The organism is Actinoalloteichus caeruleus DSM 43889, assembly GCF_000429185.2.
Taxonomy (GTDB): Bacteria; Actinomycetota; Actinomycetes; order Mycobacteriales; family Pseudonocardiaceae; genus Actinoalloteichus_B; species Actinoalloteichus_B caeruleus.
In genome coordinates, this window is the sequence record NZ_AUBJ02000001.1 from 6,016,926 (window position 1) to 6,039,370 (window position 22,445).

Genomic DNA, 22,445 nt, shown 5'->3' on the forward strand with positions numbered 1-22,445 from the left:
CTTGGAATGGATGACAGGTGCGGGCAGAGGGCACAGCGCAACCACGACCGGATGGACGAAGCTGATGAGGTTATGAGTCCTGGTGCACGTTCGGTAGACGCCACCCGGATAGCTGGTATGGCGGCTGTTCACGACTCGCGCTCATATCGCGATGGGGTGTGGCGGCAGGAAACGCGAAGCACGCGGCGCGGATCAGTCCGCCGCTCGGCGTGACGAGTTGGACGGCAACTTCGAGGTCACAAATCTGATCCTCCCCGGGAACTGAGGACTTTGACGCAATGAGCATTTGCCGTGCAGAAGTGAAAGGTGTTCGCATGGCGAGCGGTGGTGGAGCCCGACTTCGGGCCGGGCATGACGAGGTGTTCCCACACGGTGCGCTGGTGATGCGGGTGGGGCGGGTGATGGAGCCCCGGAGCCGTGAGGAGCGGGCGCGGGGTGCGGCTCGGGTCCCCGAGTTGGACCCCGGCACCGGACACTGTCAGTGGTTGGTGACGGTGATCGACCAGGCGGCGGAGGCGCTGCCCGGCACCAACCTGCGACCAGTGGTCTTCGAGGGGCTGACCGCGGCTCCCCGGAACGACAGCGGGCAGTGCGGCCCGCCGGCGGCGGGACGAGGGCAGCGGTGTCGAGCGTGGCCGACCGGAGAGAGGGACACACCATGATGGTCCCCCAGGTGGTGGCGGCCCCAGCGCAGGGAGCGGGGGCGTTGTTCACGGTGGAGATGCCCGGCACCGGGCCGATGCTGATGGTGGACCTGGGAAGCCTGTGCGTCCAGGTCCGGTTCCACCAGGACGGCCAGGACCGGGAACACCTCGACCGGTTCCTGTCCGAACTCTCCGGGGAAGCGGCTCGGGCGCTGGCCTGGCTGCGTTCCCAGCCTCGGCACACCCACGGTCTGCTCGACGTGGACTCCGCCCGGACCGCGCTGGCCGGCTACCTGCCCGCCACCCCACCCGAGGACCCCCCAGGTGGGGCGCACCACTGGCGGGCACCTGAGCCCACCGACGAGGGGGAGTGCCACCGGTGAGCGAGGACCAGCCGGAGGTGCCCGCGTGGGAACGGGAACTGCGCGCCCTGTTCCTCACCTTCGTGGAGCACCTGCCACCCAAGGACGCGCCTGCCGAGGAGCAGCTGGCCTACCGGGAGCGGTGGGCGGAGTGCTTCGACGAGGTCGCGGACACCCTCGACGAGATCCAACGCACGGCGGCGCTGCTGGCGCGCTCAGCGCGGGACAGCCTCGACATGCTGCGCAGGTTGGCGGGCCAGTATCCCCCGGTGGCAGCCGAGGTCCCCGCCCCCCGGGTTGAGGGGCAGACCGGGACGGCCGGCCGGTTAGCAGCCTGGTGGTCCCGCGCCTGGCGGCGGTCCTCGCCCACGCCGGCCGCGCCCCGGCGGGTGCGGTTGGAGTTCCGGCGGTGCCGGACCTGCCGGAACGGCGGCTGGTGGCCCGACGGGCAGGAGTGGTGCTGGGACTGCACGGCGGCCGGCGAGTGGCGGCGGCTGCGCACCGCGGCCCGGCACGCCGCCGTCGGACGCTACCCGGGCTGAGCGGTGGCGGGACCACCACGTCCGTGCCGCCCCGTCCGCGCCCCCTGGGGAGGGAGCTCGTCCGGTGCGCCGTTCTCCGATTCCTCCCGGGCCGCCTGCGGACCCGCGTCACCCCGACGCGTTCCCGGGAACACGTCGGGGAGTCCACCCGGGCTCCCCGACGCGCGATCACGGCTCAGCGGCTCGACGGGTCACGGGTAGTAGACGTTGGGCTGCGGGACAGGGGCCATGCCGTCCCCGATGAAGAAGCTGGGGTGCGGCGGCTGGTTGTAGGCGGTGTTCTGCCACGCGATCGCCACCCGGTACTGGGTGTCGTGCATCAGCGTCGGAATCCGCAGGTCGGTGAGGTCGGTCGTCGTGTAGATCCGCAGCGCGCGGCTGTCCGACGTCCGCCACACCACCTCCTCCCGCCAGTCCCCGAACAGGTCGCCCGAGAGCGCGGGAGTGGCCTTCGTGCCGTTGTTCGAGGCCACACCGTTCGCCGTCAGCAGCCGGGTGTCCCCGTTCGGCCCGTACTTGTCGATCCTGGTCTGGTCGAGCAGTTCCCGCACCGGGTCGCCGTCCCACCAGATCAGGAAGTTCGTCGACGACGGCTTGCGCCCCACGTTCCGGCCCTGGGTGTCGCGCATGCCGTCCACCCGCGACGACCACATCTCGGCTCCGGGGCTGCCCGCCCAGATGTCACCGGCCACCCCGCGCCCGTTGTCGCCGTTGGCCGGCGTGGTGTAGATCGGCTGCCCGGTGCGGGCGTCCACCAGCCACGAACTGGGCTGGTTGCTGTTCTCGGCGACGCCGAAGACCTCCAGCCCCGGGCGGCTGGGCACGAAGTCGCCGACGTGCAGCGCGTCGCCGTGCCCGTAGCCGGTGTTCCACAACGGGGTGCCGTCGTCGTCGATGACCATCGCGCCGAAGACGATCTCGTCACGACCGTCACCGTCCACGTCGGCGATCGACAGGCTGTGGAAACCCTGCCCCCGGTACTGGCTGCCGGCCGAGTTGCTGTCGAAGGTCCAGCGCCTGGTCAGGCTGCCGTCGCGGAAGTCCCAGGCCACGATGACCGTGCGCGTGTAGTAGCCACGGGACATGATGAGGCTCGGCCGCTGGCCGTCCAGGTAGGCGGTGCCCGCCAGGAAGCGGTCCACCCGGTTGCCGTAGTTGTCGCCCCAGTCGCTGACGTTGCCCCGCGCCGGCAGGTAGTCCACCGTGGACAGCGCGGCTCCGGTCCGACCGTCGAAGACGGTCAGGAACTCCGGCCCGGCGAGGACGTAGCCGCTGGAGTTGCGGTGGTCGGCGTTGGCGTTGCCGATGACGCGTCCAGCACCGTCCACGGTGCCGTCCGCCGTCTTCATCGCGACCTCCGCCCGGCCGTCGCCGTCGAAGTCGTACACCTGGAACTGGGTGTAGTGCGCCCCCGCCCGGATGTTGCGGCCCAGGTCGATCCGCCACAGCCGGGTGCCGTCCAGCCGGTAGGCGTCGACGAACACGTTCCCGGTGTGCCCCGAGTGCGCGTTGTCCTTGGAGTTCGACGGATCCCACTTGACGACGAACTCGTACTGGCCGTCGCCGTCGAGGTCACCGACGCTGGCGTCGTTGGCCGAGTACGTGTAGTCCACGCCGTCCGGAGTCCGACCACCCGAGGGCACCTGGAGCGGGACGTCGAGGTAGTTGCCGCCGCCGAACCGCAGCGACGGTTCCGACGCGCCCTGCTCGGTGCCGTTCACCACGGCCCGGACGGTGTAGCTCGCCGTGGCCGAGGCCCCGCCGTCGAAGTAGTTCGTCGAGTCCGTGATCGGCGACGAGTTCACCCGGGTCGAACCCCGGTACAGGTTGAACGCCACTCCCGCCGGGTCGGTCCCCAGCAGCCGCCAGCTCACCAGGTTGCCGTTCCCCGACCTGGCGCTGATCAGACCCCGGTTCAGGTCCTCCACCTGCCTGGCCTGCCCGGGTGGCTGCGTGCCACCCCCGTCGACCGGGACCAGCTGCCACTGCTGGTTGTGGCCGTCGTGGTCGGAGTACTGGGAGACCCTGGCCCCGTCCTCGGTGGACCACTCCCACACCTCGAGCGCCTTGCCGCTGAGCCGGTTGATCAACCGCACGTGGCCACCGGCCGAGTCGGCGGCGCGGAACTGCTGGTTGTGCCCGTTGAGGTCGGCCCACTGCACGACGCGGGCTCCATCGGCGACGTCGAACTCGTAGAGGTCGAGGACCTTGCCGCTGTGCCGGGCCTGGATCCGGTACCACCCGTCACCCGAGGGCAGGAACCGGAACTGCTGGTTCGTTCCCGAGTTCCGGGTCCACTGCACGGCGTTCACGCCGTCCCCGGTGCCCCGTGCCTCGATGTCCAGTGCCTTCCCGCTGTGCCGGTTCACCAGCTGGTAGTAGGCGTTGGGGTCGACGGTCGCGGCGTTGGCGGCCGCCGGAACCCCGAGAGTGGCGAACACGGTGGCGATGACCGCGGTGACCGCCGTTCTCCATCTTCGCGTTGGGCGCGCTCCCGATATTCTTCCGCTGTTCGACATCGTCATTCCCTTCAGGGCCTGACCACGGCCCGGTCGCACGTCGACGTGCCTGGTGTCCCGCCGGGAGGAAGAAGGAGAAGGCCACTCGTCCGTTCGGGGCCGGCGATGTCACGGCAGCCCGGGCGGTGAGCGTGTCGCCACGGCGGAAATTCCGCGGAATACCAGGCGGGGTGGCGCCCGCCGTCTCTCGTGTCGGCGCGGGATGGCTGGTCAGGACGCTTGTCGTCGAGCGGTGGCCTCACGGTGGCCACCGGTGCCGGCTGGCTGGGCGGGAATGTTACCCAGACTTCATCGGGGAGCCAAGAAAGCCGGAACAACGGTGTTCGTCGAGGAGAGCGGGGGCGAAGTGGCCCCGGGCGGTGCCTCCTCGTCGAGGAATTCGCCCCGAATGCTCCGGACGGAGTACCGGCGATCGTCGAAATCGGGATCCGGCGGTGGGGCGGCGGTGGTTTCTCGTGACTATCGGTCGGCTTTCGCCCGAGTTCTCGGGAATTGTCGCCGGCGGCGGCCCGGAACCGGTCGGTGGGGCTGGCCCGATGCGGCCACCGTCGACGACCAGCCACCCACCCCGACGGGGGGAAGCCTTGCTGAGCTTCCCGTCGGTCCTCGGCGCGGCGGAGCGTTCCCCCGCGCCCCGCGAGGTCCGCTCCACTCCCGAACGGGTACCCGGCCCCGCCGCGCCGGGCGGCGGGGCCGGGGTCGCGTCAGCCGTTCAGGGCGGCGCCCAGCGGCGGCTGCTCGGTCAGGACGGTCGGGACGTTCCCCACCGGAGCCCACTCCTCGCCGCAGAACTCGAGGTTGATCGCGTTGACCACCCCGAGGTGGAACAGCGCGACGCTCTCGTCCCCGGCCCAGGCGTTACCGGAGACGGTGACGTGCCGCTCGCCGTCCAGCGTCCCGAACGAGTAGGTCAGGAAACCGGGGATGCCGCCGGTGTGCCCGACGAGCGGGACCCCGCACACCGTGTTCAACGTCTGGAGCCCGAGCCCGTACTGGGGGAACAGCGTCGGATCGGTGGTGGGGACGCCGTCCGTCATCAGCGCCAGCGACTCCGGCGACACCAGCTCCCCGCCGAACAGCGCCCGGTAGAAGCGGTTGACGTCGGCCGTGTCCGACACCAGGGCGTAGGCGGCCCAGGCGAAGGACGGGTTCAGCTCGGTGAGCTCCCGCCACTCACCAGCCGGGTCCCCGGCCAGCCGGTAGTACCCGAGGGAGTGGGGGCCGGGGAGTTCCCGCTCGGTGAGCGGGAAGGAGCTGTTGGCCATCCCCGCCGGTTCGAACACCCGCTCCCGCAGCAGGACCTCCAGCGGCTCCCCGGTCACCGACTCCACGACGAGGCCGAGCAGCACGTAGTTGATGTTGGCGTAGGAGAACTCCCCTCCCGGTTCCCCGACCGGGTCCTGGGCGCCGGAGAACCGGACGAGGTCCCACGGCGTGTAGGTGCGCCGCGAGTACTCGGCGACGTCGTCGAACTCGGCGTCCTCCAGGTAGTCGGTGAGCCCGCTGGTGTGGTTCAACAACTGCTCGACGGTGACCCGGTCGGCGGTCGGCACGGAACCCGGCAGGTGCTCGGCGAGGGGGTCGGCCAGGGCGAGCCGGTCCTCCTCGACGAGCTGGAGGACCAGCGTCGCCACCAGGCTCTTCGTCACGCTCGCCGCCCGGAACACCCCGTCCGGCGGTGTCGGGACCCCGGTGCCGAGGTCGGCCACCCCTGTGGTCAGGACCTCCTCGTCCGCGCCGTCCCGGACGCGGAGCTGGATGCCCGGGTACCCGGCTGCCTCCACGGGTAAGCGGAGCGCGTCGAGCATCGCGCTCCGGTCGGAGTCCCCGTTCGTGTCCGGCGGCGCGGCGGAGCCGGCGCCGGGGTCGGCGAGCGCCGGGGGCGCCCCAACGCGAGCAGCGCTGCCAGCGCGCCGCACACCAGCGCTCGCGGTGTTCTCTGGTGCTTCATCAGGATGTGGTCCTCCCTGGACTCGGGTTCGGCCGTGCCTAACCTCGGCGGGAAGCACGCTAGGTGCGCGACCAGGACCCCGGCATCGGTCGACCGGGCGGAGACGATCACCCGAAGGTTGGAAGCGCGGCCCTGCCCGGATCCTCCTTCCGGCCGCCCAGCCCCTGGGCGCCCCGGCACACCGCCGACCCGGTCGGACCCCTCGGCGGCTCCCACCGCGAGGTCCGACCCGCACGGGCCGGCGGCGCCCGAACCGGTTCAGTCCGCCACGACCACCGACAGCTCCGCCCCGGTCGCCGACAGCAGGACGCCCTGCTCGTGCGGCTCCCAGGTGCCTCCGCGCACCGCCGTCACCGCCGCGACACCCACCACCAGCACCCGCCAGCCCGCCGCGGCCCCGGCCACCACGCGAACGGTGAGCGTCGCCCCCGTGCGGGTGGTCTCGAACTCGACCCCGGTCTCCCCGGCCAGCGTCGGAACGGCAGTCCTCGTCCTGGTCAGTTCCGGTGACCAGCCCACCCGCAGCGTCAACCCCCGCGTGTAGTCGTAGTCGGGGCGGTCCGACCGCCCACCGAGCGGGACCACGGCACCCGGGCGGACCAGGACCGGCAGCCCCAGGAAACCGTGCCGCTCCCGGCGCCAACCGGGGCCCTCCATCGGCTCCCCGGTGACCAGGTGGGTCCACCGGCCCGAGGGCACGTAGTACTCCACCTCGCCGTCCGCGCTGAGCACGGGCGCGACCAGCAGGTCATCACCCAACAGGTACTGCCTGTCGAGGTAGTCGCAGGCGGGGTCGTCGGGGAAACCGAACCCCATCGACCGCATCACCGGCCACCCGTGGTCGGCGGCCTGCCCCGCCGCACCGTAGAGGTAGGGCATCAGCCGGCACTTCAGCTCCGTGAAGAACCTCGCGACCTCGACGGACTCCTCGTCGAACTCCCACGGCACCCGGTAGGACCTGCTGCCGTGGAGCCGGCTGTGGGAGGACAACAACCCGAAGGCCAACCACCGTTTGAACACCCCCGGGTCGGGGGTGCCCTCGAACCCGCCGATGTCGTGGCTCCAGAACCCGAAACCCGACAGGCCCAACGACAACCCGCCCCGCAGGCTCTCCGCCATCGACTCGAACGTCGACTCCGAGTCCCCGCCCCAGTGCACGGGAAACCGTTGCCCGCCCGCCGTCGCCGACCGGCCGAACACCACCGCCTCCCCGTCGCCCCGCTGCTCGCGCAACACCTCGAACACCGTCTGGTTGAACAGGTGGGTGTAGTAGTTGTGCATCCGCACCGGGTCCGAACCGTCGTGGAACACGACGTCGGTCGGGATGCGTTCCCCGAAGTCGGTCTTGAAGCAGTCCACGCCCATCGCGAGCAGGCCACGCAGCTTGTCCGAGTACCAGGCCCGGGCGGCGGGGTTGGTGAAGTCCACGATCGCCAGCCCGGGCTGCCACAGGTCCCACTGCCACACGTCGCCGTTCGGCCGCCGCAGCAGGTACCCCTCCCGCAGCCCCTCCTCGAACAGCGGGGACTTCTGCCCGATGTAGGGGTTGATCCAGACGCTGACCCGCAGGCCCCGGTCGTGCAGCCGCCGCAGCATCCCCGGCGGGTCGGGGAAGACCGCCGGGTCCCACTCGAAGTCACACCACTGGTACTCCCGCATCCAGAAGCAGTCGAAGTGGAACACGCTCAGGGGAATCGACCGGTCGCGCATCCCCTCGATGAACCCGGTCACCGTCTCCTCGTCGTAGGAGGTGGTGAACGAGGTGGACAACCAGAGCCCGAACGACCACGCCGGCGGCAGCGCCGGCCGCCCCAACAACGCCGTGTACCGGGACAGGATCTCCTTCGGCGTCGGCCCGTAGATGACCAGGTACTCCAGGGTCTGGCCCTCAGTGCTGAACTGGACGCGGCCCGTGTGCTCGGAGGCCACCTCGAACGAGGTCTGCCCCGGTTCGTTGACGAAGACGCCGTAGCCCCGGTTGGTGAGGTAGAAGGGCACGTTCTTGTAGGACTGCTCGCTGCCGGTCCCGGCGTCGGCCTGCCAGATGTCCACGACCTGGCCGTTGCGCACCAGCGGCGTGAAACGTTCCCCGAGGCCGTAGACGAGCTCGCCGACCCCGAGCGAGAGCTGGGCCACCGAGTAGTGCCGGTCCTCCTCGGTGACCGCGATCCCCGTGCCCTTCCGGCCCGTCCGCGTCAGCACCCGGCCCTCGGCGAGGAAGTCCAGACTCCACTCGGCCGAGGTGTCCAACCGCAGCGACAGCCGCCCACTGGTCAGCTCGACCACCGGCCCGACCCGCTCCACCTTCGCGGTGGTGTCCGGCTCCACCGCCAGGGAGAACTCCGGGGACCGCGGCCGCCCACCGGCGAAATGGGTGGTGCGGACCGCGATCACGTCCGGCGCCGGCGTCCACCAGTGCGTGGTCAACACCGGGCCGTACAACGTGTCCCCCCGATGTCTCACCGCCCGGGTGGCGGCGTGCACGGTCACCGTCTCCCCGGTGGTGACCACGTCCCGTGCCTCGGTGGCGTAGGACGCGCGCACACCGTCGCGCATCAGCCAGACACCGTTGGTGAACTTCATCCGCTTCCTCTTCCCACTGGAAGGTGCCCGGCCGGGAAGCCGAGCGTTCTGACGTCGACGAACGCGCTGGAACGGGCGGATCGGTGATGCTGGTCAGCCCCGGGCGGACCGCTCCCGGTGACCGGCGATGGCACGCCGGTACCAGTGGTAGCTGTCCTTGGGCGTGCGGGTCTGGGTGTCGTAGTCGACGTGGACCAGGCCGAACCGGCGGTCGTAGCCGTAGGCCCACTCGAAGTTGTCCAGCAGGGACCACGCGTAGTAGCCCCGGACGTCGACCCCGAGGTCCACCGCCCGCGCCACCGCCCCCAGGTGTTCCCGCAGGTAGTCCACCCGGCCCTCGTCGTGCACCACCCCGTCGGGACCGACCTGGTCGGCCTCGGCGCTCCCGTTCTCGGTGATGTACAGCGGCGGCAGCCCCGGATAGCGCTCCACCAGCCCGGTGAGCAGGTCGGTGAGGGTGGAGGGCACCACCGGCCACCCCATCTCGGTGGTCCGCGCACCCGGCCACCCGGCCGCGACCGCCCCCACGTCCCACGCCGTCCGCCGGGCCGGATCGGCCTCGACCCGAGGCGCGGGCGCCACCCGGCTGGGGGCGTAGTAGTTGACGCCGAGGAAGTCCAGCGGCGCGGCGATCACGGCGAGGTCCCCGTCCCGCCGGTAGGACCCGTCCGCCAGCGGCCCCCAGGTCTCCCGCTCCCACTCCGGGTACCGGGCACCGAGGATCGGATCGGTGAACGCGAGGTTCCGCAGCGTCTCCGCGCGCCGAGCCGCGGCGATCTCCTCCTCGCCGTCACCGACGGCGGTGATCCGCTCGGGGTTCAGCGTGATGCCGACCTCCCCGGCGCCGGCGTCCCGCAGGCACGACACGGCCAGCCCGTGGGCCAACAACAGGTGGTGGGCGGCGGCCAGCGCCGGCGTGCCCTCCCGCGCACCGGGCGCGTGCCGGCCCTCGGCGTGCCCGATGAAGGCGGAGCAGAACGGCTCGTTCAGGGTGATCCAGCGGGCCACCCGGTCACCGAGCCGGCCCACCACCAGGGACGCGTAGTCAGCGAAGCGGTGCGCCGTGTCCCGCGCACGCCACCCCCCGGCGTCCTCCAACGCCTGGGGCAGGTCCCAGTGGTACAGGGTGAGCGCCGGCGCCACCCCGGCCGCGAGCAGCTCGTCCACCAGGCGGTCGTAGAAGTCGAGGCCGGCCGCGTTCGCCGGCCCCCGGCCCTCCGGCTGCACGCGGGGCCACGCCGTGGAGAACCGGTAGGAGTCCACCCCGAGGTCCCGCAGCAGGGCCACGTCCTCCCGGTAGCGGTGGTAGTGGTCGCAGGCCACGTCCCCGGTCTCACCCCGGGCCACCCGACCCGGGGTGTGGGAGAAGGTGTCCCAGATGGAGGGTCCGCGACCTCCCTCCCGCACCGCCCCCTCGATCTGGTAGCTCGCGGTGGCCACACCGAAGACGAAATCCGGCGGCAGGACGGGCAGGTCGGACAAGGGTCGCTCCTCTTCTCGTGGATGTGAACGGTGCCTCGCCAGCCGCCCGTGGGGACGGCGCGGCCGACGAGGTCCGCCGCGCGCGCCGTGCCGGGGAGCCCGTCGACGGGACACCCGGCGGCCGCGCGGCTGCCCTCACCCCGCCTCGCGGGGCGGGGCGACACTCGGGCCTGGCAGCAGGTCCGGCGGGATGAGGACCCGCGTCCCGCTCGTCGGGTCATCGACGGCGGCGATCGCCAGGGCTGTGGCGTGCTCGGCCATCCGTTCGACGGGCAGCTCGACGCGGCGGAACGCGACGTGCTCCGGGTCGTCGGGCAACGTGCCGATCAACACCACGGACACGTCCGAGGGAACGCGCATCCCCTGTTCCGCCAACGCGTCGACCACCACCCGCGCCGCCGCCGCGTCCTGCACGGCCAACGCCGTCGGCGCGTCGGGCATCGCGAACAGCGCCGCCAACCGCCGCCGCAGCTCCAGCCGGTCCGAGGTCGAGTGCAGGATCTCCACGCTCCCCGCGAGCTGCCCGGCCGCGCGGCGCGCCCCGGCGAGCCCGTGCGCGGCGTAGCTGCGCCTGGCCTGGATCTCCTGTTCGGTGACGGCGAGGTAGGCGAGCCGGTGGTGTCCGGCCGAGGCGAGGTCCCCCAGGGCGAGGACGGCGGCCTGCTCGAAGTCCAGGTCGGTCCACGGGGTGCCGAGAGTGGTGGTGGGCCGCCCCACCACCGCGATCGGGAAGTTCGCCTCCCGCATCGCCTCGATCCGGGGGTCGTCGAGGTCGACCGCCATCAGGATCCCGGCGTCCGCCAACCGCCCCCTGGCGATCCGCCGCAGCCCGGGAACACCCTCCTGCGCGGTCATGAGCAGCAGGTCGTGGCCCTGGCGGACGGCGGCGACGCTCAGGTCGTGGATGAAGCGCCCGTCGACGGCCCGGTAGGACCGGGTGGTCTGGGGGAGGGCCAGGGCCAGGACCCTGGTCCGCGCCGCGCGGAGCGCCCTGGCACTGGCATGGGGGTGGTACCCGAGTTCGTCGATCGCCTGGCGCACGACCTCCCGAGTGCCGGCGGAGATCTTGCGGGCACCGCTGAGCACGTAGGACACGGTGCTCGTGGACACTCCGGCCCTCTCGGCGACGTCCTTGATCGTGACCATTCCGCTCCTTTGCGGTCCGGTTTGAGGCGACTGGGGTCGAAACGATTCACCTGGTGTCGTTGATCGGAAAGTAGAAGCTTCGACCAACCGGTGTCAATGCTCCGAACGGGCAGCCCCACCAGGAACGGGCCACCGGGGGAGGGCCGGCGCCCACGCGGGCGGGGCCGGACTTCGCCGCTCGGGGAACGGATCACCGGGACGTCCGGACCGCCTTCCGCGTCTCCCGGAACCCCGGGCGCCGGGTCCCGCCCCCTCCGCCCCGAAACTGAACACGGTGGCGCCCACTCCGGACGCTGAACCCACCGCGACACCACCACCGGAACCGCGTGCCGCCCCGCCTCCCCGACCAGTGGCGTCGAAGACCACCGCCCGGGCTCCGAGGGCGCTCGCGGCCTCGGTGAGCACGTCGGTACGGCGTCCGCCGCCCCGGGGCCCCGACTCCGTGCGGCACCTGGGAACACCCGACCACCGGTCGCCGGTAATCTCCTCCGCCGCCCCACCTCGTCACACCCGGAGCGGGAATGCGCCCGGGGCCGCACGGGTTGGGCAGCGGTAGTGCGGCGCGGTGACACGTCGTGCCGACGAACGAGAGAGAGGACCCGAACGTGACCGAGGCGGCTACCGAGATCCGCGACCTGGCGGCCGAGGACGAGGACGACTTCCTCGCCGGCGCCGTCGCCTGCTCCACCGAGCCGGGCGAGTGCGAGGCGTGCCAGTGAGGTCGCCCCGCTGACGCCGTCCTCCCGGGACGGCCCGGCCGCCGGTATCTCCGTGTCCCCTGGCACGTCAGCCGGCGGCCGGCGCGGCGGGCCCGAGCACCGGCACCCGCCCCCCCGAGGTGGCGCCGGTCCGCCGCCGGCCCACCGCACCGCCATCCCGGGAACGGGTGAACGGGAGTCCCAAGATCCACACCTCCGGCCCCGATCCCACATCGTGAGGAGGCGGGTACCCCACCCCGTTGCCCTCCCCACCGCCCGCTGCCTACCGTTGACGCGGACGCCCACCCGCCGACGAGCGCCGGCGGCGGCGCCACCCCCTCGCAGGCCAGGGGAGGACCGATGCCCCCGACGACCGAGCCTCCGCGCCCCGCCGCCTCCCGGCCGGGCGCCGGAACCCCGTCGGGCGCCGGCACGGTCCACCACCGGGGCACCGCGTCGCCCCCGGGCGGGGAACCCGACGCCGTGCCGCCTCCAACGCCCACGGCCGCCCCTCGGCCCCAGGACACGCGTCCCCCGCCCCGGTGGGGCACCTCCGCGTCGCCCCGCCCGGCCGCACCACCACCCCACCCCCGCGAGCGGACCAGCCGGAGGTCACCGACATGGACATCCCGCGCAGGAAGGCGAGCGACGACGTCCCCCGGCCGGGCGCGGGCGACGAGCCGAGCACCCCGGCGGCCGAGGCGGACGACGCGCCCATCGGGGCGAACCCCCGCTGCCCCGGGCTCGACGGCACCGTCCTCCCCAGCCTCGGTGAGGACTGCGAGCGGAACCCACGCGGCTACGTCTGGGACTGAACCCGCCGCGCGGCGGTGAGAACGACGCCCCGGCGGACTCGACCGACCCGAGCGGGTCGGGAGCCCCGGCCCGGGGCACCCGGCACCACCGTCAGGACCGGGCGGACCCCGAGGCGACGGCGTGGTGGAGGACCACCAGCGTGGGATCGTCGACCCGGTACCCCACACCCCGCACCGTGGTGATCAACGGGCAGTCCACGCCCAGCTTGCTCCGGATCCGCCGCACGTAGACGTCGATGGTCCGTTCCGAACTCCGACCCGGCGCCCCCCACACCCGCGTCACCAGGTCGGAGCGCTGGTGTACCACCCCGGGGTTCTCGCACAGGAACACCAGCAGGTCGAACTCCATTCGCGTCAACGGCACGTCCACGCCAGCGCGGGTCACCCGGCGCGCCGGTAGGACGATGTGCAGCGGACCGGACGTCCGAGGCCCGACGTCACCCCGCCCCGCGTCCTCGCGCGACGCCGGGCACCGGCGGGAGACGGTCACCCCGTCGACCGTGAGCGAGGCCGCCGAGAGGTCGACGGCCCGGCGTACCGCCCGCACCAGGCGGCCCGTGACCGACGCCGCCTCCTCCACGTCCGTGCGGACGGTGATGGTCACCGTCATCTCGGCGTGAGCACTCGGCTGGCCCTGGTGGACCGGCGCCGAGGAGACCTGACAGGGCACCGCCCGCAACTCGGGGCTGGGGGAATCGGACGTGGACTGCCAACGCGACGACATGGTGGTGGTTCCTCACGGGAAGCGGGCCGGAGCGACCCGGGATGGGCGGTCAGAGCTCGAGGAACAGGGAGCTACGACACGCCTGGGTGTTGACGCGGGCGAAGTCGATGTGCCGCCGTCGAGTCAGCACCGTGGGAACCACGGGTGAATTGCAGCAGGGCGGTCACACGGTGTCAACGCTTCCCATGTCCTGGACGACTTGGCGCCGGTTCGCGAGGCCCGCACCGGAACTCAGAGAACCACGGACCACACCCCGGAGCAGGCGGACAGGGTGGCGCAGGAACTCCTCCTAGGAGCGATGAGGACGCCGCGCCCAGCGGAGGGGATGTACCTACCGCCGGTTGGAATTCCTCGTAGGAGCGATGAGGACCCCCGGCGCGGTGGAGAGGATCAGCGGGTTCGCGTTGGAACTCCTCGTAGGAGCGATGAGGACGGGACGTCACCGCGTCCGTCCACTCGGACATCCAGAGTTGGAACTCCTCGTAGGAGCGATGAGGACCGGCGAAGGAGGCGAAGAGCTCCTGGAGTTGGCGCAGGGTTGGAACTCCTCGTAGGAGCGATGAGGACCGGATCGGCCATGACGTCCCGGTCCCCCCGGGACATGTTGGAACTCCTCGTAGGAGCGATGAGGACGACGACCTCCTGGCGGCGGCGCGCGGCGAGCGACTCGTTGGAACTCCTCGTAGGAGCGATGAGGACCCGAGAGTAAAGTCGCAGGTCAGGATACATCTGAAGGGCGTCGCTCGCGTCCGTTCCGCAGCGAACCCGAGGTTTGGCGTCAGACCCGGGGGGTTCGCTGAAATCCGGCCGCACCCGTGGTGGCTCCTGTCTCCCACTTCCGTCGTTCCCGGGGGCGTCGTTCCGGTATACCGCACGCCGCCGGTGCGCTCCGTCGCGGGACCGCACGACGACCGGGTGGGGGGAGGACGACCAGCGCCGCCGCCCTCCCCTCCGCTCATCGTGGCTCACCGGTGACGCCGCCCACGGCCCTCGTACCGCGCCGCAACGGGTTCTCGTCCTGGCCGACACGGACGCGCCCTCCGGGCAGCCCGACCCCTCCCTGTGGCGACTCGAGGCCCGTCCTGCCGCACCGGCGACGCGCACCGCTCCGGACTCAGCAGGCGACGGACGGGCCGAGCCAGTAGTAGAAGGTGTTCACGTAGGCGAGTGACCTCCGCTCACCCGGGCCGATCTGCCGGCAGCTCGCCGGCGGGTAGCCGGTCGCCTTGCGCCACACCGTCGTGGTGCCGCAGTTGTAGTAGGTGAGGTCGCGCATCACGGTGGTCCCCAGCCGGGTGTCCGTGAAGTTGTCGCCACACCGCATCTGGGTCGGGGCGACGGCGGTGGCCGTGTTCTCGGCGGGACTGGCGGCGGCCGCCACCGTCGTACCGCCGAGCAGTGCGGCCACCACGGCGGCCGCCAGCGTGACACGAGTACGCATCTGTTCCTCCTCCTGACCTGACGAACGCGGCTCCCGGTACCGGGAGCGGTCCGACGCACGTCGGACAGGGACAGTGGAACGGCACCAGCACGCCCGGGTCCGGCGCCTGCTCGGACATCGCCGGAACGGAGCAGCGGTTCCCCGTCGCGGGTCTTTTTCCAGGTAGGAGCCCGCATCGTGAACGCCGGACGGGATGGGGTGGCGGCGGCACCCGAGCGGCGGCGCTCTACGGGAACGACAAGGGCGCGAGCAGGCACGACGGGGTAGCCGCCGAGGACGCCCCCGGACCGGGGACTCCTCGGCCCGCGTGCCTACCGGTCGTCGTCGGCGTCCGACGTGGGCGGCGGACCGACGTACACGCCGGCGGGCCGGAACCGGACCCCGGGTTCCCGGTACTCCTCCAACGCGTGCGCGACCCACCCCGCGATCCGCGCGACCGCGAACACCGCCTCGCCCGCGTCGGCCCGCATCCGGTACCCGTGCTGCATCGCCGCCAATGCCAGGTCGATGTTGGGGAACCCGCCGGGCCGGTCCCGCAGCCGGTCGGCGATGGTGTCCACCACGTCCACGGCCTGCGCGAGGCGGGGCGAGCCCTCCGCCGACTGCCGGAGCCGACCCAGCAGGGCCTCCGCGCGGGGATCCCGCGCGGTGTAGACGCGGTGCCCGAACCCGGGCAGGGCCGACTCCACCCGCAGCCGGTCGGCGAGCGCGCCGAGGGTGTCGTCGAGGGCCTCCCGGAGGAACCGGTACGCGATCCCGCTGGCCGCGCCGTGCGCGGTTCCCTCGACGGCACCCAGCCCGGCGGAGACGACCGAGTACAGGGGGCCCCGGGTGCTGGCGGCCAGGCGGGCGGCGAGCGTCGACGCGGCGAGGTCGTGGTCCGCCAGCAGGACGAGCGCGGCGCGCAGGTGGTCGACCGCCTCCTCGGTGGGTTCCTCGGCCGTGAGCCGAGGCCAGAGCTGGTCGGCCAGCGCGGCCGAGCTGGGCCCGCTCGCCCCGGGCACCAGGGGCAGGGCACGCACCAGCACGCCGACCAGGGTCTCGGTCCGGTTGGTCACCGAGCCCTCGTCGAGGTCGAAGCGGAGGGGGTCGGAGATGGCGACGGTCGTCAACAGCACCCGGATCCGGTCCGTCAGCCGCGCGGCGGGCGGGAGCGCGCGGTCGGCCCGTCTGGCGGCGCGCACCAGCTCGTCGGGGGCGGCGAAGGGGCGGTGGTCGGTCAGGTTCCCCGTCCACAACAGCCTGGCGGCCTGTTCGGCCGAACACGAGGACGCGAGGTCGACGGCGTCCCTGCCTCGGTAGCGCAGCCGGTCGTCGGCGAGCAGGGTGATCTCGGTGCGGATGCGTTCCAGGACGCCGGTGGACGTGCGCCGTTCGCGGCCCGCGCTGGCGAGGGCCTCCACCTCGGCGACGCTGAACCTGCTGCCCCGGCGTCCCGGCTCCCGGTGGCTCGTGAGCAGCCCCCGGCTCACGTAGGCGTACACGGTCTCCTGCCGGACGCCGAGCCGGTCCGCCACCTGCGCGGTGGTCAGGTGATGTCGCACACCCTCCTGACCTGCTTCGTTCGCGTCGTGCCCGGTCCGTCCGGTCATCCGGGAGCTCCTGTCGTCAACATTGACTGGATCAACGTTGACGGTATCGCGACGTCTGCTGACAGTGGCGGGCACACAAGGAGGTGCGCGATGTCCGGAACAACGACCAACTCGCCGCGGGACACCATCAGGGCCAGCGAGGTGCCGCCCGGCCTGCGCGGGGTCGTCGTCACGTCGACCACGCTCGGGGACGTCCGAGGAGAGGAGGGCTTCTACCACTACCGCGAGTACTCGGCCGTCGACCTGGCCGAGACCAGGAGCCTGGAGGACGTGTGGTTCCTGTTCGTGGAGGGGAGGTTGCCCGACGCCGAGGAGCGAGCGGCGTTCGTCGAGGAGGTGGCGCCGCTACGGCGTCTCCCGGCGGAACTGCTCGCCGTGCTGCCCGCGATCGCCGGGTCCAGCCGGGGTGATCTGCTCGCCGGGCTGCGGGCCGCCCTGTCCCTCGCGGGAGCGGTCCGGGGGGTGCGGCCGCTGTGGGATTCCAGCGGGGAGCAGCGGCGGGCTGACGCGCTCTGGGTGGCTGCCGTGACGCCGACCATCCTGGCCGCGCTGTACCGCCTCGGGGTGGGGCTCGAACCGCTGGAGCCGCGCCAGGGCCTCTCCGCCGCGGCGAACTGGCTGTACCAGGTGACAGGGGAGGAGCCGGCGGAGCACGAGGTCGCGGCGATCAACCGCTACCTGGTGTCCACGGTCGACCACGGTTTCAACGCGTCGACCTTCACCGGCAGGGTGGTGGCCTCCACGGGCGCCGATCTGGTGGCGGCCGTGGTCGCGGCCGTCGGGGCCTTCTCCGGCCCGTTGCACGGTGGCGCGCCGGACCGCGCCCTGGACGCCCTCGACGAGATCGGCTCACCGGACCGGATCGACGGCTGGGTTCGGGGCCGTGTCCAGGCCGGCGACCGGATCATGGGCTTCGGGCACCCCGTCTACCGGACGGCCGATCCCCGGGCGGTGATGCTGCGGCGGACCGCGCTGGAACTGGGCGGTGACCTCGCGGACTTCGCGGTGCGGGTGGAGGCCCGGGTCGTGGAGCTCCTCGCGGAGCTGAAGCCGGAGCGCCGGCTCCACGCGAACGTCGAGTTCTACGCGGGCGTTGTCATGGAGCTGTGCGGCCTGCCCCGGGCGATGTTCACCCCGACGTTCGCGACGAGCCGGGTCATCGGCTGGTGCGCGAACCTGTTGGAGCAGGCCGGGGAGTCCAGCATCATCCGGCCGGCCGCGAGGTACGTCGGTCCGCCCGCGCCCGTGCCGGTGCCGGCCTGACGGGTGGGGGCCGGTGGGTGTCCGGCGCCTCGGGCACCCACCAGGCCGCCGCCGGCGACCCACGCGGCGCGCCGAGGGGAGGGGGGTGATCAGCGGGACGGATGTGGGTGCTAGAGTTCATCCCCGGAACGGCGAGACGGGACGAGCGGACGTCAGGACTTGACACCGCGAATCCGGACCGGCTAGAGTCGTTGCTCCCTCCCAGTGAAGATCAGCGGCGAAAGCCGGGATCTCGCTTGTGCGTGTTGGCGAACCAGTCCCTTCGTGGCGGGTTCGACGTGCGCCCGGGGTGGGGTTGACACCTGAAGAACGGTCGGTGCGTCACGGCGCGCGGGCCGTGGGACGAGGTCGGTCGGAGAGTCGGACCCCCGACAGGGGTGAGGATCTCCGCCTGGTAGCGTTCCCGGGCGTTGAAAACAGCAACACCACTGAGCAGCTCGGACCTGACACGGATCTGGCGAGGCCAAGACGCGGCCCCCGAACGCGACAGGGAAAAGCAGCCCAGTACGCTCCACTACGCTCCACATTGACAACAACAAAGCCAGGAGTTCACCGCCAACCGGTCGAAAGCGCCGAGTTGACGGAACGAACGAAGATCGGTTACGTTGACCCGGAACCGGAAAACACCGCACACACGGTGCTGCCCGGAACCACACTTTGACAACACAGTTCCACGATATTCGGAAACGGTCGTGACCAGGCCAAACCCGGTGAACACCGGATTTGACACCAGGAAACACCGACCGATACGGTGGAACGGCCAGACCGGAAAGAAACACCGGTCCACCGGAAACGGTGCACGGTTCACCACGGTGACACCGACACCCCCCGGGAAACACCGGAAACACGGTCTGGTAGCGTTGACAACACAACACGACGGAAACAGCGACGGCCTTCCCGGAAGGGTGGTCAACGGTGATTCCGGTTCCGCTGAGAAAACGGCGGTTTCCACGGAAACCCCGGATTTGACCCGGTGGAAACGGAAATGCTAAGCTGGTTCCAGCGAAAAACGGGAACTCCCTGAAACACCGGATGGGACATCACGGGAACGTGGTGGTGGGGGTTACCGGACACAAGCTTCAGATACGAGAAGAGTGCGTCCCAGGACGACGGGCCCACGATGTGGGTGTGGGGTTCTGGTGTGGCGTGTGTTCTTTGAGAACTCAACAGTGTACCGATATAATAGCCAGTAGAGCTAAATATGAACCCTCGTTAGAGGAGTTCCTTTGAGTGACGGTGGCATTCCCTGCCCTCCGGGGTGGGTGTGAGTGTCATGCGTCGAATGTAACAGAATCAAACCTTTATGGAGAGTTTGATCCTGGCTCAGGACGAACGCTGGCGGCGTGCTTAACACATGCAAGTCGAGCGGTAAGGCCCTTCGGGGTACACGAGCGGCGAACGGGTGAGTAACACGTGGGCAACCTGCCCTGCACTCTGGGATAACCTCGGGAAACCGGGGCTAATACCGGATACGACCTTCCCCCGCATGGGGGTGGGTGGAAAGTTCCGGCGGTGCAGGATGGGCCCGCGGCCTATCAGCTTGTTGGTGGGGTAATGGCCTACCAAGGCGACGACGGGTAGCCGGCCTGAGAGGGCGACCGGCCACACTGGGACTGAGATACGGCCCAGACTCCTACGGGAGGCAGCAGTGGGGAATATTGCGCAATGGGCGAAAGCCTGACGCAGCGACGCCGCGTGAGGGATGACGGCCTTCGGGTTGTAAACCTCTTTCAGCGCCGAAGAAGCGAAAGTGACGGTAGGCGCAGAAGAAGCACCGGCTAACTACGTGCCAGCAGCCGCGGTAATACGTAGGGTGCGAGCGTTGTCCGGAATTATTGGGCGTAAAGAGCTCGTAGGCGGTTTGTCGCGTCGACTGTGAAAACCTACAGCTTAACTGTGGGCGTGCAGTCGATACGGGCAGACTTGAGTTCGGTAGGGGAGACTGGAATTCCTGGTGTAGCGGTGGAATGCGCAGATATCAGGAGGAACACCGGTGGCGAAGGCGGGTCTCTGGGCCGATACTGACGCTGAGGAGCGAAAGCGTGGGGAGCGAACAGGATTAGATACCCTGGTAGTCCACGCCGTAAACGGTGGGCGCTAGGTGTGGGGGATTTCCACGTCCTCCGTGCCGTAGCTAACGCATTAAGCGCCCCGCCTGGGGAGTACGGCCGCAAGGCTAAAACTCAAAGGAATTGACGGGGGCCCGCACAAGCGGCGGAGCATGTGGATTAATTCGATGCAACGCGAAGAACCTTACCTGGGTTTGACATGCACTGGATCGCCTCAGAGATGGGGTTTCCGTAAGGTCAGTGTGCAGGTGGTGCATGGCTGTCGTCAGCTCGTGTCGTGAGATGTTGGGTTAAGTCCCGCAACGAGCGCAACCCTTGTTCCATGTTGCCAGCACGTAATGGTGGGGACTCATGGGAGACTGCCGGGGTCAACTCGGAGGAAGGTGGGGATGAGGTCAAGTCATCATGCCCCTTATGTCCAGGGCTTCACACATGCTACAATGGCCGGTACAGAGGGCTGCGAAATCGCAAGGTGGAGCGAATCTCTTAAAGCCGGTCTCAGTTCGGATCGGGGTCTGCAACTCGACCCCGTGAAGTCGGAGTCGCTAGTAATCGCAGATCAGCAACGCTGCGGTGAATACGTTCCCGGGCCTTGTACACACCGCCCGTCACGTCATGAAAGTCGGTAACACCCGAAGCCCGTGGCCCAACCCTTGTGGGGGGAGCGGTCGAAGGTGGGACTGGCGATTGGGACGAAGTCGTAACAAGGTAGCCGTACCGGAAGGTGCGGCTGGATCACCTCCTTTCTAAGGAGCATGTATCCCACTGCTTCGGTGGTGGGGTGGTCACTGTCTCAGGCGTGTGTTCTGGGGGTGACTGCTCAGTGGAATTGTGGACTGCTGGTTACCCGCATGGCTGTTCTGCTGTGTGGTGGTGAGTACGGCTCCTGCTTTCGGGTGGGGGTGGGGAAAGCTGCTGTGTGGTGGGGTGGTGGTGTGGTCGGTGCACTGTTGGGTCCTGAGGGAACACGCGTGGTGCGTGGGTCTTCTGGTGGTGCTGTCCCCGAGTGCCATACCGTCTGGCGTGCCCCTGGTGGGTGTGCGGGGTTGGTGGTGCTGGTGTGGGGGTGGTGGCCGGTTGTTCTTTGAGAATTACACAGTGGATGCGAGCATCTTTGTGGTCAAGTAAGTAAGGGCACATGGTGGATGCCTGGGCATCAGGAGCCGATGAAGGACGTGGGAGGCCGCGATAGGCCTCGGGGAGCTGTCAACCAAGCTGTGATCCGAGGATTTCCGAATGGGGAAACCCGGCCAGAGTCATGTCTGGTCACCCGCACCTGAATATATAGGGTGTGTGGAGGGAACGCGGGGAAGTGAAACATCTCAGTACCCGTAGGAAGAGAAAACAACCGTGATTCCGTGAGTAGTGGCGAGCGAAAGCGGATGAGGCTAAACCGTGTACGTGTGATACCTGGCAGGGGTTGCGTATGCGGGGTTGTGGGACCCACCGGTCGAGGCTGCCATCTCGGCGAGGAGTCAGAAAACATGGTGTTAGCGGAAGACGTCTGGAAAGCGTCAGCGTAGAGGGTGATACTCCCGTACGTGAAAGCACTGTGTCTCCTGGAGGGGATCCCAAGTAGCAGCGAGCTCGTGGAATTTGCTGTGAATCTGGCGGGACCACCCGCTAAGCCTAAATACTCCCTGATGACCGATAGCGGACTAGTACCGTGAGGGAAAGGTGAAAAGTACCCCGGGAGGGGAGTGAAATAGTACCTGAAACCATGTGCCTACAATCCGTCAGAGCCTCCGTTGTGGGGTGATGGCGTGCCTTTTGAAGAATGAGCCTGCGAGTTAGTGATACGTGGCGAGGTTAACCCGGGTGGGGTAGCCGTAGCGAAAGCGAGTCTGAACAGGGCGTCAGAGTCGCGTGTCCTAGACCCGAAGCGGAGTGATCTACCCATGGCCAGGGTGAAGCGCGGGTAAGACCGCGTGGAGGCCCGAACCCACCAGGGTTGAAAACCTGGGGGATGAGCTGTGGGTAGGGGTGAAAGGCCAATCAAACTCCGTGATAGCTGGTTCTCCCCGAAATGCATTTAGGTGCAGCGTCGTGTGTTTCTCATCCGAGGTAGAGCACTGGATGGCCGATGGGCCCGACAAGGTTACTGACGTCAGCCAAACTCCGAATGCGGGTGTGTGAGAGCGCGGCAGTGAGACTGCGGGGGATAAGCTTCGTAGTCGAGAGGGAAACAGCCCAGAACGCCGGCTAAGGCCCCTAAGTGTGCGCTAAGTGGAAAAGGATGTGGGGTCGCCCAGACAACCAGGAGGTTGGCTTAGAAGCAGCCATCCTTGAAAGAGTGCGTAATAGCTCACTGGTCAAGTGGTCCTGCGCCGATAATGTAGCGGGGCTTAAGCGCACCGCCGAAGCCGTGTCATTCACATGTAGAGCTCCATCTGTCCCTTTTGGGGGGTGGGTGTAGGTGTGTGGATGGGTAGGGGAGCGTCCTGCACTGGGTGAAGCAGTCGCGTGAGCGGGTGTGGACGGTGTGGGAGTGAGAATGCAGGCATGAGTAGCGAAAGCAGAGTGAGAAACTCTGCCGCCGGATGACCAAGGGTTCCTGGGCCAGGTTATTCCCGCCCAGGGTAAGTCGGGACCTAAGGCGAGGCCGACAGGCGTA

At 69.7% G+C, this 22,445-nt stretch carries 13 protein-coding genes, 2 rRNA genes and 1 CRISPR repeat array; of the genes, 6 read left to right on the top strand and 9 right to left on the bottom strand.

Features of this window, described 5'->3' with window-relative positions; all coding sequences use genetic code 11:
* Positions 1–478: 478 nt before the first annotated feature.
* Entirely contained in the window at positions 479–655 is a 177-nt protein-coding gene (locus G443_RS24690) for a hypothetical protein (RefSeq protein ID WP_155886170.1), read from the bottom strand.
* A gap of 3 nt (positions 656–658) precedes the next feature.
* On the opposite strand from G443_RS24690, the gene G443_RS24695 reads away from it, so the two are divergent.
* The gene (locus G443_RS24695) at positions 659–1,027 is read left to right on the top strand and encodes a hypothetical protein (RefSeq protein ID WP_026419210.1); all 369 of its coding nucleotides are present in this window, start codon (positions 659–661) and stop codon (positions 1,025–1,027) included.
* Positions 1,024–1,548 (top strand): hypothetical protein, encoded by a 525-nt coding sequence (locus tag G443_RS24700; protein WP_155886169.1) that lies wholly within the window; start codon positions 1,024–1,026, stop codon positions 1,546–1,548. The genes G443_RS24695 and G443_RS24700 overlap by 4 nt, the downstream gene beginning before the upstream one ends.
* Before the next feature lie 191 nt (positions 1,549–1,739).
* Here the strand turns inward: G443_RS24700 and G443_RS24705 are convergent, their stop codons facing one another.
* The 5 genes from G443_RS24705 to G443_RS24730 all read right to left on the bottom strand — a co-directional run bounded on the left by G443_RS24705 (position 1,740) and on the right by G443_RS24730 (position 11,229).
* A complete protein-coding gene (locus tag G443_RS24705; protein WP_162147314.1) occupies positions 1,740–3,989 on the bottom strand; it encodes a rhamnogalacturonan lyase family protein in 2,250 nt (749 codons plus the stop codon).
* A 782-nt stretch (positions 3,990–4,771) separates the two neighbouring features.
* On the bottom strand, positions 4,772–5,875 hold the full coding sequence (locus G443_RS24715; protein WP_253860283.1) for a serine hydrolase domain-containing protein: 1,104 nt from the start codon (positions 5,873–5,875) through the stop codon (positions 4,772–4,774).
* 401 nt (positions 5,876–6,276) lie between these two features.
* Positions 6,277–8,601: an alpha-xylosidase gene (gene yicI, locus G443_RS24720; RefSeq protein WP_026419208.1), complete on the bottom strand. Its 2,325-nt coding sequence runs from the start codon at positions 8,599–8,601 to the stop codon at positions 6,277–6,279.
* 93 nt (positions 8,602–8,694) lie between these two features.
* Entirely contained in the window at positions 8,695–10,083 is a 1,389-nt protein-coding gene (locus tag G443_RS24725; RefSeq protein WP_026419207.1) for a GH1 family beta-glucosidase, read from the bottom strand.
* Between the two features lie 135 nt (positions 10,084–10,218).
* On the bottom strand, positions 10,219–11,229 hold the full coding sequence (locus tag G443_RS24730; protein WP_026419206.1) for a LacI family DNA-binding transcriptional regulator: 1,011 nt from the start codon (positions 11,227–11,229) through the stop codon (positions 10,219–10,221).
* A gap of 1,318 nt (positions 11,230–12,547) precedes the next feature.
* Between G443_RS24730 and G443_RS24735 the strand changes: the two genes are divergently transcribed.
* Positions 12,548–12,742: a hypothetical protein gene (locus G443_RS24735; protein WP_155886167.1), complete on the top strand. Its 195-nt coding sequence runs from the start codon at positions 12,548–12,550 to the stop codon at positions 12,740–12,742.
* Positions 12,743–12,833: 91 nt separating this feature from the next.
* Here G443_RS24735 and G443_RS24740 read toward each other — a convergent pair whose 3' ends face one another.
* The 3 genes from G443_RS24740 to G443_RS24750 all read right to left on the bottom strand — a co-directional run bounded on the left by G443_RS24740 (position 12,834) and on the right by G443_RS24750 (position 16,499).
* Positions 12,834–13,466, bottom strand: a complete 633-nt coding sequence (locus G443_RS24740) for a winged helix-turn-helix domain-containing protein (RefSeq protein WP_081715504.1) — start codon at positions 13,464–13,466, stop codon at positions 12,834–12,836.
* 276 nt (positions 13,467–13,742) lie between these two features.
* A CRISPR array of direct repeats spans positions 13,743–14,165; the repeat unit is 30 nt; unit sequence GTTGGAACTCCTCGTAGGAGCGATGAGGAC.
* 415 nt (positions 14,166–14,580) lie between these two features.
* The gene (locus tag G443_RS24745; protein WP_026419204.1) at positions 14,581–14,907 is read right to left on the bottom strand and encodes a hypothetical protein; all 327 of its coding nucleotides are present in this window, start codon (positions 14,905–14,907) and stop codon (positions 14,581–14,583) included.
* A gap of 311 nt (positions 14,908–15,218) precedes the next feature.
* Positions 15,219–16,499: a citrate/2-methylcitrate synthase gene (locus G443_RS24750; RefSeq protein WP_026419203.1), complete on the bottom strand. Its 1,281-nt coding sequence runs from the start codon at positions 16,497–16,499 to the stop codon at positions 15,219–15,221.
* 90 nt (positions 16,500–16,589) lie between these two features.
* Here G443_RS24750 and G443_RS24755 point away from each other — a divergent pair, with 90 nt between their 5' ends.
* From G443_RS24755 to G443_RS24765, 3 genes are all read left to right on the top strand, one after another.
* Positions 16,590–17,762: a citrate/2-methylcitrate synthase gene (locus G443_RS24755; protein WP_051314067.1), complete on the top strand. Its 1,173-nt coding sequence runs from the start codon at positions 16,590–16,592 to the stop codon at positions 17,760–17,762.
* Positions 17,763–19,062: 1,300 nt separating this feature from the next.
* Positions 19,063–20,577, top strand: a 16S ribosomal RNA gene (locus G443_RS24760).
* Positions 20,578–20,949: 372 nt separating this feature from the next.
* A 23S ribosomal RNA gene (locus G443_RS24765) occupies positions 20,950–22,445 on the top strand; the annotation flags it as partial.